Raw genomic sequence first — 17,805 nt, forward strand, 5'->3', positions numbered from 1 at the left:
ACCATGCTTTCCAACCCTAACATCGACCTGGTGTCGCGCTTCCTTCGCTTGCCTCTGGAGCAGCGCGAGCAGTTTTATCAGCGCCTGCAAAGCCGGGGCATGAGTTTCGCTCAACTGCCGATTGCCCCCACGCGTCACGATAGCGACACACTCGCGCTGTCCTACGCCCAGGAGCGCCAATGGTTTCTCTGGCAACTGGACCCCGACAGCGCCACTTACCATATCCCCGGCGCCCTGCGTTTGCATGGGCACCTGGACCTGGCGGCATTGCAGCGCAGTTTCGACAGCCTGCTGGCCCGTCACGAAAGCCTGCGTACGCAGTTGGTCGAGGACGGCGAACGCGTGTGGCAAGCAGTGATGCCGCAGGCACGGGTGCACATCCACCCGGCGCGTATCGATGAGTCGCACCTGATGGCGCGGGTGGAAGCGCAGGTCGCGCAGCCTTTCGACTTGCACCAGGCACCGCTGTTGCGCGTGACCCTGTTGCAACTGGCGGACGATGAGCATGTGCTGGTGATGGTGCAGCACCACATCGTGTCCGATGGTTGGTCGATGCAAGTGATGGTCGAAGAACTGGTGCAGCTCTACGCGGCCTACAGTCAGGGCCATGACCTGCAACTGCCTGAGTTGCCGATCCAGTACGCCGACTACGCCTTGTGGCAACGGGGCTGGATGGAGGCGGGGGAGAAGGCGCGTCAGTTGGCCTACTGGCAGGCGCTGTTGGGGGGTGAACAACCGGTGCTGGAGCTGCCGCTGGACCGTCCGCGCCCGGCCCAGCAAAGCCACCGCGGCGCCAGTGTGCAGGTACATCTGCAACCGGCGCTGGTGGCCGGCCTCAAGCAGCTGGCTCAGCAAGAGGGGGTAACGGCGTTCATGCTCTTGCTGGCGTCGTTCCAGACCTTGCTGTATCGCTACAGTGGGCAGGCAGACATCCGTGTGGGCGTGCCGAACGCCAACCGTAACCGCGTCGAAACCGAGCGGTTGATCGGCTTTTTCGTCAACACCCAGGTGCTCAAGGCCGACCTGGACGGGCAGATGAGCTTTGCCCAGTTGCTGCAACAGACCAAGCGTCGTGCCCTGGAGGCCCAGGCCCACCAAGACCTGCCGTTCGAACAACTGGTGGTGGCCTTGCAGCCTGAGCGCAGCCTGAGCCACAACCCGTTGTTCCAGGTGATGTTCAACCACCAGACTGACGCCCAAGGCACACGCGGTGGTCAGCAGCTGCCGGGCCTGCGCGTGGTGGAACTGGACTGGGCCAGCCAGACCACCCATTTCGACCTGAGCCTGGACACCCATGAATCCGCCGAAGGGCTCTGGGCGGCGCTGACCTACGCCACCGATTTGTTCGACGCCGCGACCATCGAGCGTTTTGCGCAACACTGGCAAAACCTGCTGCAGGCGGTGGTGAGTGCACCGCGCAGCCGTCTCTGCGAGTTGCCGATGCTGGGCGCCCAGGAACAGCAGGTGATGCTCCAGGACTGGAACGCACCCGCCTGCGCCGCCGCACCACACGCCGTACACCGTCTGTTCGAGGCCCAGGCCGAGCAGCACCCTGAACGTCAAGCCTTGGCCCTGGATGACCAGGCCCTCAGCTATGGCGAGCTGAACCGTCAGGCCAACCGCCTGGCGCATTACCTGCTGGCCGAGGGTGTCGGCCCGCAAGGACTGGTCGGGATCGCCGTGGAGCGCTCCTTTGCCATGGTGATCAGCGTGCTGGCGGTGCTCAAGACGGGGGCGGCCTACGTGCCGCTTGACCCGCAGTACCCGCGCGAACGCTTGGTGCATATGCTCGAGGACAGCGGCGTGCGCCTGGTGCTCACCCAATCCCACCTGCGCGCGCGCCTGCCGTTGCCGGCTGCGGTGGTGGTCGTGGACATCGATCTGGCCCAGGCCCAATTGGCGCAGTGTACCGAGCACAACCCCGATACGAATTTCGAGCCGCAGAGCCTGGCGTATGTGATCTACACCTCCGGCTCCACCGGTAAACCCAAGGGCGTTGCCATCAGCCATGGGGCCTTGAGTGAGTTCGCCGGTATCGCGGCGGATTACTCGCAGTTGGTCCCCAGTGACCGGGTGTTGCAGTTCGCCACCCTGAACTTCGACGGCTTCGTCGAGCAGCTGTACCCAGCCTTGACCCTCGGGGCGACCGTGGTGCTGCGCGGCCCGCAACTGTGGGACGGTGCCGAGCTGTACCGGCAGATCATCGCCCAGGGCATTACCCTGGCAGACTTGCCCACGGCCTACTGGAAGCTGTTCCTGCAAGATTGCCTGGCAGCCGGCTCGCGGCCTTACGCGGCGTTGCGCCAGGTTCACATCGGTGGCGAAGCCATGCCGCTGGACGGCCCGCTGCTCTGGCAACGCGCAGGGCTTGGCCGTGTACGCTTGCTCAATACCTACGGGCCCACCGAGGCCACGGTGGTCTCCAGTGTGCTGGACTGCACCGATGCGAGTGCCGTCAGCGCTGCCGGTGCCAGCCCGATTGGCCGAGCGTTGCCGGGGCGTGGCCTGTATGTGCTGGATCGCGACCTGAACCTGCTGGCGCTGGGCGCCGTGGGCGAACTCTATATCGCCGGCGCCCGTGGCTTGGCGCGTGCTTATTTGCAGCGCCCGGGCCTGACCGCCGAACGCTTTGTCGCCGACCCGTTCAGCACCTCAGGCGAGCGCCTGTATCGCACGGGCGACCTGGCGCGTTATCGCGCCGACGGGGTGGTGGAGTACGTCGGGCGGGTTGACCATCAGGTGAAGATCCGTGGTTTCCGCATTGAACTGGGGGAGATCGAAGCCGTGCTGCTGGCCCAGGACAGTGTGCGTGAAGCCCTGTTGCTGGCCGCCGACAACCAACTCTTGGCTTACCTGGTGCCTGCGCAGCCGTTGGCTGAAAGCGAGCGCGCCGAGGCGGGCGAGCAGTTGATGGCCACCTTGCGCGAGCACCTGCCGGACTACATGGTGCCGGCGCACCTGATTTTCCTTGAGCGCATGCCCCTGAACCCCAACGGCAAGCTGGACCGCCAGGCACTGCCCAAACCCGATGCCAACGCGGTGCAACAGGACTGGCGGGCGCCGGCCACGCCGCTGCAACAACAGGTCGCGGCGATCTGGGCCGATATTCTCGGTGCCGAGCCGGTGGGCCTGAACCAGCACTTCTTCGAGCTGGGCGGGCATTCGTTGCTGGCCATGCAAGTGGTCTCGCGCATTCGCCAGACGCTGAACCTGGAAGTGCCCCTCAAGGCTGTGTTCGAGCACCCGCGGCTGGAGGCGTTTGTCGCGGCATTACAGGCCCAGGGCAGCGACCAGCCAACGGCGCCGGCGTTGCTGCCGGTGGGGCGCGAGCTGCCGTTGCCGCTGTCCTATGCTCAGGAACGCCAGTGGTTTCTCTGGCAACTGGAGCCCCACAGTGCGGCGTATCACATCCCCAGCGCGCTACGCCTGAAAGGGCAGTTGGACCACGCAGCGCTGCAACGCAGTTTTGATCGCCTGCTGGCCCGTCATGAAAGCCTGCGAACCCATATCCGCCAGGATCCGGAGGGTGCGGTGCAAGTGATTGAACCGCAGGTGTCGCTGCCGATCAGCCAGGCCGATGTCAATGAGGCCCAACTCCAGGCGCGGGTCGAAGCGCTGATTGCCCAGCCGTTCGACCTGCAACAAGGCCCGTTGCTGCGTGTCAGCCTGTTGCGCCTGGCCGAGGATGAACATGTACTGGTGCTGGTGCAGCATCACATCGTCTCCGATGGCTGGTCGATGCAGTGTGTGGTCGAGGAACTGGTGCAGCTGTACGCCGGTTACAGCCAGGGCCGGGAGGTGGCATTGCCGGGCTTGCCGATCCAGTACGCCGACTACGCGGTGTGGCAGCGTAACTGGATGGATGCCGGTGAGAAACAGCGCCAACTGGCTTACTGGCGTGAAAGGCTGGGCGGTGAACACAGCGTGCTGGAGTTGCCGTTCGACCACCTGCGCCCGGCGGTGCAGAGCCACCGGGGCGCGCGCCTGGCATTCGAGCTGGCGCCCGAGCTGAGCCACGGTCTGAAAGCCTTGGCCCAGCAGCAAGGCGTGACCGTGTTCATGTTGCTGCTGGCCTCCTTCCAGACCTTGTTGCACCGCTACAGCGGCCAGGAAGAAATACGCGTCGGCGTGCCCATCGCCAACCGCAATCGCAGCGAGACCGAGCGCCTGATCGGTTTCTTCGTCAACACCCAGGTGCTCAAGGCCGATGTGCATGGCCAGATGAGCGTCGAGCAGTTGCTGCAACAGACCCGGCAACGGGCGCTGGAAGCCCAGGCCCACCAGGACCTGCCGTTCGAACAGTTGGTCGAAGCGCTGCAACCGGAACGCTGCCTGAGCCACAACCCTTTGTTCCAGGTGATGTTCAACCACCAGACCGACATTGGCCAGGCCCAGGTTCAGCACCGACTGCCGGCCTTGCGAGTAGAAGGGTTGGAGTGGGAAAGCAAGACCGCGCACTTTGACCTCGACCTGGATATCCAGGAGTCCACCGAAGGTATTTGGGCCACGTTGGGTTATGCCCTGGACCTGTTCGAAGCGAGCACTGTGCAGCGCATGGCGCGTCACTGGCAGAACCTGTTGCAGGGCATGGTCGCTAACCCACGGCAACCGCTCAGCCAGTTGAACCTGCTGGATGTGGCCGAGCAACAGCACATCCTGCAACTGTGGGACGGTACGGCCTCCGGCTTCTCGGCCCAGCGCCTGGTGCATGAATTGATCGCCGACCGCGCCCAGGAAACCCCCGATGCGGTGGCGGTGAAGTTCGACGCGCAAACCCTGACCTACGCTGAGCTCGACGGCCAGGCCAACCGCCTGGCCCACGCGCTGATCGCCCGTGGCGTCGGCCCGGAAGTGCGCGTGGCCATCGCCATGCCGCGCAGCGCCGAGATCATGGTGGCGTTCCTTGCCGTGCTGAAGTCGGGTGGCGTGTACGTGCCGCTGGATGTGGAATACCCGCGTGACCGCTTGCTGTACATGCTGCAGGACAGCCGTGCCCGGTTACTGCTGACCCATACGGCGGTGCAACACCGGCTGCCGATCCCGGAGGGTTTGCAAGCCTTGGCGGTGGATCAGGTGCAAGCCTGGGCCGACGGCAGCGATGCCGCGCCGCATGTTGCACTGCACGGTGACAACCTTGCCTACGTGATCTACACCTCCGGCTCCACTGGTTTGCCCAAGGGCGTAGCGGTGTCCCACGGGCCGTTGGTGGCGCACATCATCGCCACGGGCGAGCGCTATGAAACCTCTCCGGCCGATTGCGAACTGCACTTCATGTCGTTCGCCTTCGACGGTTCCCACGAAGGCTGGATGCACCCGCTGATCAACGGCGCCAGCGTGCTGATTCGCGACGACAGCCTGTGGTTGCCGGCGTACACCTACGCGCAGATGCACCGCCACAACGTGACAATGGCGGTGTTCCCGCCGGTGTACTTGCAGCAATTGGCCGAGCATGCCGAACGCGACGGCAACCCTCCGGCAGTGCGCGTGTACTGCTTTGGCGGTGATGCGGTCGCTCAAGCCAGCTACGACCTGGCCTGGCGCGCCTTGAAACCGACCTACCTGTTCAACGGCTACGGCCCGACCGAAACCGTGGTCACGCCGCTGCTGTGGAAGGCGCGCAAAGGCGACCCGTGCGGCGCGGTCTACGCCCCAATCGGTACGTTGCTGGGCAACCGCAGCGGCTACGTGCTCGATTCGCAACTGAACCTGCAACCCATCGGCGTGGCCGGCGAGTTGTACCTGGGCGGCGAGGGCGTGGCCCGGGGTTACCTGGAGCGTCCGGCGTTGACCGCCGAGCGTTTTGTGCCGGACCCATTCGGCAAGCCGGGCAGCCGCGTGTATCGCAGCGGCGACCTGACCCGCGGGCGGCCGGACGGTGTGGTGGATTACCTGGGCCGTGTCGACCATCAAGTGAAGATCCGCGGTTTCCGTATTGAGCTGGGTGAAATCGAAGCGCGCCTGCGTGAACAGGCCAGCGTCGGTGAAACCGTGGTGGTGGCCCAGGAAGGCCCGAGCGGCAAGCAACTGGTGGCCTATGTGGTGCCGCTGGACCCGAGCCTGCTGGACGACGCCGTGGCCCAGTCGAACGGCCGTGAAGCGCTGCGTCGTGCGTTGAAAACCCGCTTGCCCGACTACATGGTGCCGACGCACTTGATGTTCCTCGAGCGTATGCCGCTGACCCCCAACGGCAAGCTCGACCGCAAGGGCTTGCCGCTGCCGGATGTGAGCCAGATGCAGCAGGTGTATGTGGCGCCCCGGAGCGAGCTGGAACAGCAGATAGCCGCGATCTGGGCCGATGTATTGCGCCTGCCGCAAGTGGGTTTGCATGACAATTTTTTCGAGTTGGGTGGCGACTCGATCATATCGATCCAGGTGGTCAGCCGTGCCCGCCAGGCCGGTGTGCGCTTCACGCCCAAAGACCTGTTCCAACACCAGACCGTGCAGAGCCTGGCGACCGTGGCGCGCGAAGGTGAGGGCGCGGTATGGCTGGATCAGTCGGCCCTGACCGGGGCGTTATTGCTGTTGCCGGTGCAACAAGCGTTTTTCGCCGATGACATTCCCCAGCGTCAGCACTGGAACCAATCCGTAGTGCTGCAACCGCACCAACCGTTGCAGGTGCCGCTGCTGGTGGCCGCGCTACAGGCGCTGATCGTGCATCACGATGCCTTGCGTACCACTTTTGTCCAAGGCCCGACGGGCTGGACCGCAGTCTACCGTGAGCCCGGGCTGCATCAAGCCGAACAGGTGGTGTGGCAGACCTCGTTGAACAGCGTCGAAGAACTGGATGCCTTGGGCGAAGAAGCCCAGCGCAGCCTCGACCTGAGTTCGGGCCCCTTATTGCGTGCGGTGCTGGCGCAATTGGCCGATGGCTCCCAACGCCTGTTGCTGGTGATCCATCATTTGGTGGTAGACGGTGTGTCCTGGCGCATCCTGCTTGAAGACCTGCAAAGCACTTACCAGCAACTGGCCCAAGGTGCCCGCGTGACACTGCCGGCCAAGACCAGCGCCACCCGCGCCTGGGCTGAGCGGCTGCAAACCTATGCCCGCAGCGCGGCACTGACGCAGGAGCTGGTCTGGTGGCAGACGCAATTGCAGGGCAGCCCGGTCGGTTTGCCCGGCGCCGACCCACAGGCCAGCTTGAGCAACCAACTGGCGCTGAGTGTGAGCACTCATCTGGACGCCGGGTATACCCGGCGCTTGCTGCAAGACGCACCGAGTGCCTACCGCACCCAGATCAATGACCTGCTGCTGACGGCCCTGGCGCGGGTCATCACACGCTGGAGCGGTGAGGCTTCGATGTTGATCCGCCTCGAAGGCCACGGCCGCGAAGACCTGTTCGACGAGATCGACCTGACCCGCACCGTCGGTTGGTTCACCAGCCTTTATCCGTTGCAACTGGTGCCGGCCGCTTCTCTGGCCGGCTCCCTCAAACAGGTCAAAGAGCAATTGCGCGCAGTGCCGGACAAGGGCCTGGGCTTTGGCGCGCTGCGTTACCTGGGCAATGCCCAGGCACAACAGGCGCTTGCGGCCTTGCCGCGTCCGCGCATTACCTTCAACTACCTGGGGCAGTTCGACGCCAGTTTCGACAGCGCTGAACAGGCAGGGCTGTTCACACCTTCCGGTGATGCCTGCGGTGCCGAGCAAAGCCCGGAGGCGCCGTTGGGTAACTGGCTGGAAATCAATGGCCAGGTCTATGGTGGCGAGCTGAAGTTGAATTGGAGCTTCAGCCAGGCAATGTTCGGCGAAGCGACGGTGCAACGCCTGGCCGATGAGTACGCCTCGCAGCTCAAGGCGCTGATCGACCACTGTTGTGAGTCGGCTTACCAGGGCGTAACGCCGTCGGACTTCCCGTTGGCGCGCTTGTCCCAAGGGCAGTTGGATGACCTCGCGCTTGACGCGGCCCAGGTCGAAGACGTGTATCCGCTGTCGCCGATGCAACAAGGCATGTTGTTCCAATCGCTGTACGGTGAAGGTACGGGTGACTACATCAACCAGATGCGCGTTGATGTGCAGGGCTTGGACGTCGCGCGCTTCGGCCAGGCGTGGCAGGCGGCGGTCGAGCGCCATGAGATCCTGCGCAGCGGTTTTGTCTGGCAGGCCGAGCTTGAGCAACCCTTGCAGGTAGTCTACAAGCAGGCCCGCCTACCGTTTGTGGTGCTGGATTGGCAGACGCGTAAAGACTGCACCCAGGCGCTCGATAGCCTGGCCGAGTCGGCAAGGGCCCAGGGATTTGTCCTCGAACAGGCACCATTGTTGAACCTGACGGTGATCCGTACGGGGGCGTCCAGCTATCACGTGATCTACACCCATCACCACATCCTGATGGATGGCTGGAGTGGTTCGCAGTTGTTCGGCGAGGTCTTGCAGCACTATGCCGGTGAGCGGCTGCCGGCGCCGACCGGGCGTTATCGCGATTACATCGCCTGGCTGCAGGCGCAAGACAAAGCCGTCAGCCAAGCGTTCTGGAAAGACCAACTGGTGAACTTGCAGGAACCCACGCGCCTGGCCCGTGGCGTACAGGTTGAGGCGGATGTGGCCCTGGCGGTCAACGGCGAGCATCGCTTGAGCCTTGATACGGCGCAAACCGAACGCCTCAAAGTGTTCGCTCAACGCCATAAAGTGACCCTCAATACGTTGGTGCAGGGCGCGTGGCTGTTGCTGCTGCATCACCACACCGGGCAGGCCACCGTCGCGTTCGGTGCCACGGTGGCGGGGCGCCCGGCAGAACTGCGTGGGATTGAGCAACAGGTCGGCTTGTTCATCAACACACTGCCGGTGGTGGCGACGCCACAGGCGCAGATGTCGGTCAGCCAATGGTTGCAGCAGATCCAGCAGCAGAACGTGGGCCTGCGTGAGCAGGAACACACGCCGCTGTTCGAGATCCAGCGTTGGGCGGGGTTGGGCGGCGAGGCGCTGTTCGACAGTATCCTGGTGTTCGAAAACTACCCGGTGTCCGAGGCGCTGGAGCAAGGCGCACCTTCAGGGCTGCGCTTTGGTGCGGTGCAGAGCCTGGAACAGACTCACTACCCGTTGACCGTGTTGCTGGCCATCGGCGAGACCCTGGGCCTGGAGTTCAACTACGACCGCCAAGCCTTCAGCGTGGCGCATATCCAGCGCCTGGGCGAACACTTCCAGCAGTTGCTGCTGGCACTGGCCAGTGATGGGGCCCAGTGCCTCGCCGCACTGCCATCGTTGGCGCAAGCCGAGCGCCACACCGTGTTGCAGGCGTGGAATGCCACGGCCGAGGATTACCCGCTGCACCCGCCGGTACACCGCTTGATCGAGGCACAAGTGCTGCGTACGCCCGCTGCACCCGCGTTGGTGTTTGCCGGGCAAACCTTGAGTTACACCGCGTTGAACGCCCGGGCCAACCGCCTGGCGCATCGACTGATGGCCGCTGGCGTCGGGCCGGATGTGCTGGTGGGGTTGGCCGTGGAGCGGTCGATCGAAATGGTGGTCGGCTTGCTGGCGGTACTCAAGGCCGGTGGTGCTTATGTGCCGCTGGACCCGGAATACCCGCGTGATCGACTGGCCTACATGCTGCAAGACAGCGGTGTGCAACTGCTGTTGACCCAGGCGCATCTGCTTGCGCAACTGCCGGTTCCCGTGGCTGTGCAAAGCCTGGTGCTGGAGCCCGGTGATGCCTGGCTGGACACCTTCGACGCCCACAACCCGGACGTCACGGTGCACCGCGAGCACCTCGCCTATGTGATCTACACCTCCGGTTCCACCGGCCAGCCCAAGGGCGCCGGCAATCATCATGGTGCGCTGACCAACCGGTTGTGCTGGATGCAACAAGCGTATGGCCTGCAAGCCCGCGACAGCGTGCTGCAGAAAACCCCGTTCAGCTTTGACGTGTCGGTGTGGGAATTTTTCTGGCCATTGATGACCGGTGCGCGCCTGGTGGTGGCTGCGCCGGGTGACCACCGTGACCCGGCCAGGCTGGTCCGCTTGATCAATGCTGAACAGATCACCACGCTGCATTTTGTGCCGTCCATGCTGCAAGCCTTCCTGCAGGACGCGGCGGTCGTTTCGTGCCAGAGCCTGCAACGCATTGTGTGCAGCGGTGAGGCATTGCCCGCCGACACCCAGCAACAGGTGTTTGCCAAGTTGCCCCATGCCGGGTTGTACAACTTGTATGGCCCGACCGAGGCGGCCATCGACGTCACCCACTGGACTTGCGTCGAAGAAGGCCGCGACGCCGTACCGATTGGCCGGCCGATCGCCAACCTGGGTTGCTATGTGCTGGACGCCAACCTGGAACCGGCGCCGATCGGGGTGCTGGGCGAGCTGTACCTGGGCGGCATCGGCCTGGCGCGGGGGTATCACCGCCGTGCGGCGCTGACCGCCGAGCGCTTTGTGACCGACCCGTTCGGCAGCGGCGAGCGCCTGTATCGCACGGGCGACCTGGCGCGTTATCGCGACGATGGCGTGATCGAATATGCCGGGCGCATTGACCATCAGGTAAAACTGCGTGGGCTGCGTATCGAACTGGGGGAAATCGAAGCGCGCCTGTTGGCCCTCGACACTGTCCGTGAAGCCGCCGTGCTGGCGGTCGACGGCACGCACCTGGTGGGTTACCTGGTGCTGCAACAGCCACGGGAGGATTGGAAAACGGCGGTGGTTGCGCACCTGGCCACGCAGTTGCCGGACTACATGGTGCCCGCGCAGTGGGTGCTGTTGGCGCAGATGCCGTTGAGCCCCAATGGCAAGTTGGATCGCAAGGCGCTGCCTAAACCCGAGACCCACGGCGCCGAGCACTACCAGGCGCCCCAGAGCGGGATCGAGCAGCAGGTAGCGGCGATCTGGAGTGAAGTGCTGGGGGTGGAACGTGTGGGGCTCAACGACAACTTCTTCGAACTGGGCGGCCATTCGTTGCGCGTGCTGATGCTCAAGGAGCGGATCAGGAAGGTCAGTGGCGTCAACGTGTCCGTCAGCCAATTGATGCTTAACCCGACCGTGAGCGGGCAGGTCAAATGCCTGCAAGGCGAGATGCGGCCATCGTTGATCGTCAAGCTTAACCAACAGACCGAAGGCACACCGTTGTTCCTGTTCCACCCAAGCTTCGGCTCAGTGCATTGCTACACCGCGATTGCCCTGGCATTGCGCGAGCAACGCCCGGTGTTCGGGGTGATATGCCGGGCATTGGCCGAGGAGGGGGCCGCCGTACCGCAGTGGCAGGCCATGGTGGACGACTACACCGCGCAGTTGTTAGCGGCCCAGCCCCACGGCACCTTGCGCCTGGCCGGCTGGTCGCTGGGTGGCAACCTGGCGATGGAAGTGGCCTACGGCCTGGAGCAAGCGGGGCGTGAGGTCGAGTTTGTGGGGTGGATCGATTCTGCGCCACCGCAGTGGCTCAAGCCTTACTGGGACGCGGTGGTGGTGGAGGACGCTCGCGAGGTCTCGGCCAACGAGCGCCGCGCCGCCTTGCTGGGGGTGATGTTCCCTGAATTCGCCGAGGCGATCCAGGTTGCCTGGCAGCACTGCCAACGGCAGGCCGAGGATGAGGCGGGGCAATGGCAAGCATTCGGGGCCTGGGCTGAACAGACCCTGGGTGAGACCTTTACCGTGATCAAGGAGCAATTGCTGCGTGGCAATGAAGCGCAGATCGCCTGGGACGTTGACCGGGCACTGAGTGAGCGGATGCAGGCGGCCGACTTCAAGCCCATCAAGGCCCCTGTCAGTTGCTGGTGGGCCTCCATGAGCCGGGCAGGGCACTTCAAGGACCTGATCGAGCGGCACATGGCTGCTGTGATTGGCCAAGGGCGCATTGAGCGTTCGGTGATGATCGAAACCGATCACGACGGCATTATCGACAGTGCCGCGTTCATCAACAGCCTGGTGGAGGCAATGAGGTAACCCGATACGCACCGCTAAAAAACCGGATCCTGTATCCCAATGCCAGTCAGTTAAGCGCTAGAACGAGCAACCGGTAACCGGTGGCGAGCGGGCTTGTCCCGCGTTGGGGCGCGTAGCGCCCCCAAAGAAGGACGAATGCGGTGTACCCGATACTCCGCGCAGATAGCTTTTGGGGCCGCTACGCAGCCCAACGCGGGACAAGCCCGCTCGCCACAACAAGCCCGCTCGCCACAGTGATAGTGTTCCTTCTTAACTGACTGGCATTGATCCTGTATCCGATTTTTTTGCAGCACAAAAAAACGCCCGGTGAGCGTTCAACACTCACCGGGCGTTCGGTCGATCAAGGCGTTCGGTCAGAAGTCCCAGCGCGTGCTGACCATCACGTTGCGTGGCTCACCGTAGGCGGCCGAGTTATAGAAGCCCACGTTGGTGTAGTAGGACTTGTCGAAGATGTTGTTGAAGTTGACCGTGGCCGACAGGTTCTTGGTGACCTGGTAGCGGGTCATCAGGTCCACCAGCCAGTAGGATTCCTGGGTGATGTCCTGGTTGGTGTTGAGCGGCCCGTTCCAGATCTCGTTCCAGCCCTTGGTCTGCCAGCGCAGGCCACCGCCGACGGTGAATTTGTCCAGGTCGCCCTTGAGCTTGTAAGTGGTGTTCAGGTTGACCTGGTGCTCGGGTTCGAAGGTGGAGAGCTTCTTGCCGTTGTCATCGCGCACGATCTTGTGGGTATAACCCCCCTGGACTTGCCAGCCCGGGCTCAACTCACCGGAGATCTCCGCTTCGTAGCCCTTGGTGACCGCCTTGGAACTCTTGAACGCGTAGTTCTGCGGGGTTGGGGTCTGGTTGTTGTAGGCGTCGTCTGAAATCGGGCGGTTGGTCTCATGCACTTCGAAGTAAGCAATGCTGGTATTGAGGCGACCGTCGAGGAACTCGCCCTTGAGGCCCAGCTCGTAGTTTTGCCCTTCGTCCGGGTCCAGCAGCTTTTGGTTGCGGTCCTTATAAGTGCTTTCCTGGGGTTGGAAAATGTCGGTGTAGCTGGCGTAGGCCGAGAAGTTGTCGTTGAGGTCGTAGATCACGCCCGCGTAAGGAATGAACCGGCCGGTTTCCTTGTAGGAGGGGTTGTTACCGGTGACGTGATAGTTGGCCACGCGCCCGCCCAGGATCACGTTCAGGTCCTCCATCACGTTCAAGCGTGTGGTCACGTAATAGCCGGTTTGACGGATGGTGTCATCGATGTACTGTTGGGCAGGGCCGTAGATCGGCTTGGCGAGATGGCCGTTCCAGTTATAGAAATCGACCTTGTTACCCCCTGGCCATTCCGGCGACCAGTAGCCCTTGCCTTGCCAGCGCGAGGTGCCGATCGAACCACCGACCACCAATTCATGTTCGCGGCCGAACAGGCTGAAAGGCCCGGTGGCGTAGAGGTCGGCCGAGGTGCTCTTGGTTTCGCCGGTGTACTTCTGCCCATTGATCTCGGCAGTGCCATCGGCTGCCGGCTGGACGAATTGAATCGAACCGAGGTCAGCATGGTAGCTGTTGATCTTGTGGTCGAGCTGCAGTTTGGTCACCCAGCCATCACCCAGGTCATGTTCCAGCATGGCGAACGCGGTACGGGTGTTTTGCTCCCAGGAACTCCAGGTAGTGCCGTTGTTGTAGGAGCGTGGCATCTTGTTGATGCTGCCGTTGGAATTGACCAACGGGAAGGCACCGGACCAGCTGGAACCTTTGGGAATGCTGTCCTGATAGTCGAAGCCCACGCTCAGCATCGTGTCGGGGGACAGGTCGAATTCGGTAATGCCGTAGTAGGTTTCGGTCTTGCGTGAGTAGTGGTCCATGAAGGACTTCTTGTCCTGGTACGCCGCCACTGCACGGCCACGGACATTGCCGCTGTCCGTCAAGGGGCCGCTGACGTCGACTTCGCTGCGGTAGTTGTCCCAGGAGCCTGCGCCCAGGGTGACATGGCCCTTGAATTCGGACGTGGGCTTCTTGCGAATCAGGTTGATGGTCGCCCCCAGGGAGCCGGCACCGTTGAGTAGGCCGGTGGCACCCTTGAGGATCTCGATGCGGTCGTAGATGGCCATGTCGCTCAGGGTGTTGCCTGCCGAATAGCCGACGTTACGCACGGTGGAGGGGATCCCGTCGTACTGGAAGCTGTTGACCGAGAAACCACGGGAATAGTAGTTGGTACGGTCGGTGTCATAAGCCGACACGGTGATGCCCGGGGTGTGGCGCATCACGTCATCCACATTATTAAGGGCGAAATCTTCGATGTGCTGGCGCGTGATGACGGTGATCGACTGCGGGGTTTGCCGTGGGGTCAGGGTCAGCCGTGTGGCTGTGGCGATGGTGCCCGGGGTATAGGAACCGGAGCCCTCGGTGATGTTGCCCAGGGTGTTGGCGGTCACTTGGGTGGGGCTCAGTTCCAACCCGCCACCGCTGCCGGCGGCGACCACCGTCAAGGTGTTGCCGCTCAGGCTGTGAGTCGTCTCACTGCCGGCCAGCAACGCGTCGATGGCCTGCTGTGGCTGCATCTTGCCTTTGACGGCTCGGCTGTTTTTGCCTTGCACGTCGCCTGGGCTGTACAGCACTTGCACATTGGTCTGGCGGCCAAACTCCTGTAGCGCGCTCCCCAGCGGCTGTGCAGGAATATCCAGCGCGATCTCCTGGGCTTGCACATAGCCTGCAATCGGCAGCGACACGGCCAGGGCCAGGGCACTCGCAAGGAGGTTGATGTTCAGGGCCCGGCGCATGGATCGCGCTTTACTCAGGGGGCTGAGACCACGTCGTGCTGGCATGAATGCTTTCTCTTCTATGTGTTAAGTGGGCAGTTCTAGGTATTAGTTGAGGTTAGTTCTCATTACTGCTAGTGAGACGTTCCTCCCGGCGCAAACCGGAAAACAAATGCATGGCGGTTGCTCATGCAGGTTCAAGGGCTTGCACCACCTGGCCGGCACGCAGGCGCACCAGTTGGTCGGCGATGTCGAAATAGCGGTCGTCGTGGCTGATCACGATGATGGTCTTGCCCAGTCGCTTGAGGTCCGGCAGCAGCTCGGTGTAGAAGATCCGGCGGAAGGCCGGGTCCTGGTCGGCGGCCCATTCGTCGAACACCAGCACCGGGCGTTCTTCCAGCCATGCGTTGACCAACGCCAGGCGCTTGCGCTGCCCGGTGGACAGGTCGGTGGTGCTGAACACACCGTCCTTGACGCTGACCTTGTGCGCGATTTCCAGGCGCTCCAGGTACTTGCTGGCACTGTCCAGGGACTGCGTGGCGCTGCCCTGCACCAGGTCGTCGAACAGGTAGTAATCGGAAAATACCGTGGTGAACAGCTGGCGATAATCGTCGCGCTCGGGGTCGGTCACCGCTGCGCCGTTGAGGCGGATCTCGCCGGCCTGGGGCGGGTAAAGGCCCAGCAGCAGCTTGATCAGGGTGGTCTTGCCGCTGCCGTTCTCGCCGACGATGAACACGATATCGCCTTGCTCGATGCTCAGGTTGATCGGCCCCAGGTGAAACGGTTCGCTGCCTTCAATCGCGGGTGGGCTGTAGCTCACGCCGCGCAACTCGAGGCGGTTGACCACCGGCTTCGGTGCCTCGCTGTCGTCCATCAACAGGTGCGGTTCAGGGGAAGAAAAGCGTTCCGATAATTCGCTGATACGGTCAAAGGCGATCTTGGCCTTGCCGACCACGGGCAAGTAACCCAGCAGGTGTTCCAGCGGGCCTTTCATGTACAGCAGCACCAGCACGAAACCGGTCATCACGGTAGGGTCGGGGTTGGGGGTGTACGCCTGCATCGCCAGGGCCAGGCCGATCACCACGAAGAACAGCATCGAGCCAAAGGTCTTGGCCAGGATATAAATATTGACCGAACGCACCTGGATGTCGCTGATGCGGTCGGCGGTTTCCTGGATGCGATGGGTGTTCATGCGAAACCGCCGTGGGCGGTGCATGCGCAGCTCCTTGGCACCGGAGGCGATCGCGTTGTAGTAACGCTGCAACTCATCTTCATGGCTGCGCGCCAGGTCAAAGCCCTGGATGCCTTTGCCACCGGCAATGAACTGTACGGCGCTGCCGATAATGATCGCCACCACCATCATCAGGAACATGGGCACCGACAGGTAGGCCAGGTAGCCCAGGCAACCGAGGGTGACGGTGGCGGCGATAGCCAGCGGCGTGAAGGCAAAGGAAAAGTCGCTGATGGTGTCCACATCATGGGTCAGCACGGGGATCAGGCGGTGGGAGCGATACCGTTCGATCTGGCCGATGGGCGCCGACAGGACCTTCTCTCCCAGGTCCTTGCGCAGGGCGGCAATGATCCGTTGCCCGACGTAGTTGGTACCGATGTCTGAAACGATCGAGCTGACCAGCGCCACCACGCACAAGGCGGCAAAGGTCAGGACGACACCCTGGGTCATGCCGCCCGCCGAATGCAGGGCGTTATTGATCGTAGCCAGCAGCAGGGTGATGGCCAGGCCGCCCACCATGCCGAGGGCGACGGAGACTGTCACGAGGGTACGAAAGGGCCTGAGCAAGGCGAGCAGCCCCTGGAAGGCGCCGCGTTTGGGGTCGGTCATAGATACATCCCGGAGAGTGAAAAGAGGGGCTGGGCACACAGACCCTTACCCATGACAAACGAAGCGTCGGCGCGTGGATTTAGCCCGGGGTGCCGGGTGGCAGCGGCGCGGGATAAATTGCCGGGGGGCTGGTTCGTTCTTGTGCTGTAGGCGCACGTGTGTCCATGCGGTGCGCAGTCCACCCAGCGAGAGCGAAACAATGACGAAAAAGAACCTGGTGTATGTCTGGTCCCTGAGAAATGCCGCCGCTGACAAGGCCGGGCAGTCGGTGGCCTACAAGGACCACGAGCGCTACATGAAGTCGGTGCTGGAGTTTCTGGTGGGGTCGCTCAATGACACGCCGCTGGGCGAGGCTTACAGCCTGGTGGGCGTGGTGTATGACGACGACGAGCACAACCCGCGGGACCAGCAGTGGGTGGCCGACTATGGCTTCGCCTATCAACCGGGCCGCCAGTGGTTATACCCGGCGGACCTGCGCGTGCAAGGCACCCTGGTCAATGACCTGTTGCTGAGCGTGCCGTCCACCTATCGTCGCCTGCCCCGTGGCAGCGCCGGACATATCGCCGGCAAACAGGATTTCGAGCGGCGCCTGCATGCCACGCTGGTGGAGTTGAAGGCCGACATCGTGGTGCTGGACGGTTTGCTGGTGATCCTCGATGAACTGGTGCGCCCGGGGGCGCCGTTCGCCGGACGCATCATGAACATCCACCCGGGCATAACCCGCCTCGAATCGCCTTACGAGCGTCGTGGGGCCTACGCCACCTGGAATGCCTTGTACGGGGCCCGTGGCCAAGCGGTCATCGATTGGGCAACCAAGCAGACCCAGCCGTGCGCGCCGCTTTACCTGACCGGTGCATCGTTCCACTACGTGGATAACGGTATCGACTCCGGTGAGGTGTTCCATGACGTGCTAAAGACGCAGATCTCGCCCGAAGACACCATCCTCGAACTGCGCTGGAACAACTTCAACAACAGCCTGTTCCCGGCGTTGCATGAAGGCTTGGAGCTATTGGCGCAGAAGGGCTGAAGATGCATACGGTTCAAGTGGGGGAGGGAGCGAGTGTGTTTTAGAGATCGCACACGACGCCAAAGCCAATCCAGTCCCGCCGGGCAGATCGTGCATGCCTGATGCACGGGATTTCAGTGTGGGAGGGGGCTTGCTCCCGATGGCGGTGGGTCAGTCACAGCTGCATTGACTGACACTCCCTCATCGGGAGCAAGCCCCCTCCCACATTTTGAGCGTGTGTGTTTTAGAGATCGCGTACGACGCCAAAGCCAATCCAGTCCCGCCGGGCAGATCGTGCATGCCTGATGCACGGGATTCCAATGTGGGAGGGGGCTTGCTCCCGATGGCGGTGGGTCAGTCGCAGAGGTATC

Annotated in this window: 4 protein-coding genes; 2 read left to right on the forward strand and 2 right to left on the reverse strand. The window is 63.0% G+C overall.

Annotated elements, in window-relative coordinates; all coding sequences use genetic code 11:
* Window positions 1-3 precede the first annotated feature (3 nt).
* Window positions 4-11,859 (forward strand): non-ribosomal peptide synthase/polyketide synthase, encoded by an 11,856-nt coding sequence (locus M5B43_RS24140; protein ID WP_248752418.1) that lies wholly within the window; start codon window positions 4-6, stop codon window positions 11,857-11,859.
* A 353-nt stretch (window positions 11,860-12,212) separates the two neighbouring features.
* Here M5B43_RS24140 and M5B43_RS24145 read toward each other — a convergent pair whose 3' ends face one another.
* Together M5B43_RS24145 and M5B43_RS24150 are read right to left on the reverse strand one after the other, a co-directional pair.
* Window positions 12,213-14,654, reverse strand: coding sequence for a TonB-dependent siderophore receptor (locus M5B43_RS24145; protein ID WP_248752419.1), 2,442 nt, complete (start codon window positions 14,652-14,654; stop codon window positions 12,213-12,215).
* Between the two features lie 121 nt (window positions 14,655-14,775).
* Window positions 14,776-16,428, reverse strand: a complete 1,653-nt coding sequence (locus M5B43_RS24150) for a cyclic peptide export ABC transporter (protein ID WP_248752420.1) — start codon at window positions 16,426-16,428, stop codon at window positions 14,776-14,778.
* Window positions 16,429-16,627: 199 nt separating this feature from the next.
* Here M5B43_RS24150 and M5B43_RS24155 point away from each other — a divergent pair, with 199 nt between their 5' ends.
* The gene (locus M5B43_RS24155) at window positions 16,628-17,455 is read left to right on the forward strand and encodes a N(5)-hydroxyornithine transformylase PvdF (protein WP_248752421.1); all 828 of its coding nucleotides are present in this window, start codon (window positions 16,628-16,630) and stop codon (window positions 17,453-17,455) included.
* Window positions 17,456-17,805: the final 350 nt, after the last annotated feature.

This window comes from Pseudomonas sp. MWU15-20650 (assembly GCF_023242475.1).
Taxonomy (GTDB): Bacteria; Pseudomonadota; Gammaproteobacteria; order Pseudomonadales; family Pseudomonadaceae; genus Aquipseudomonas.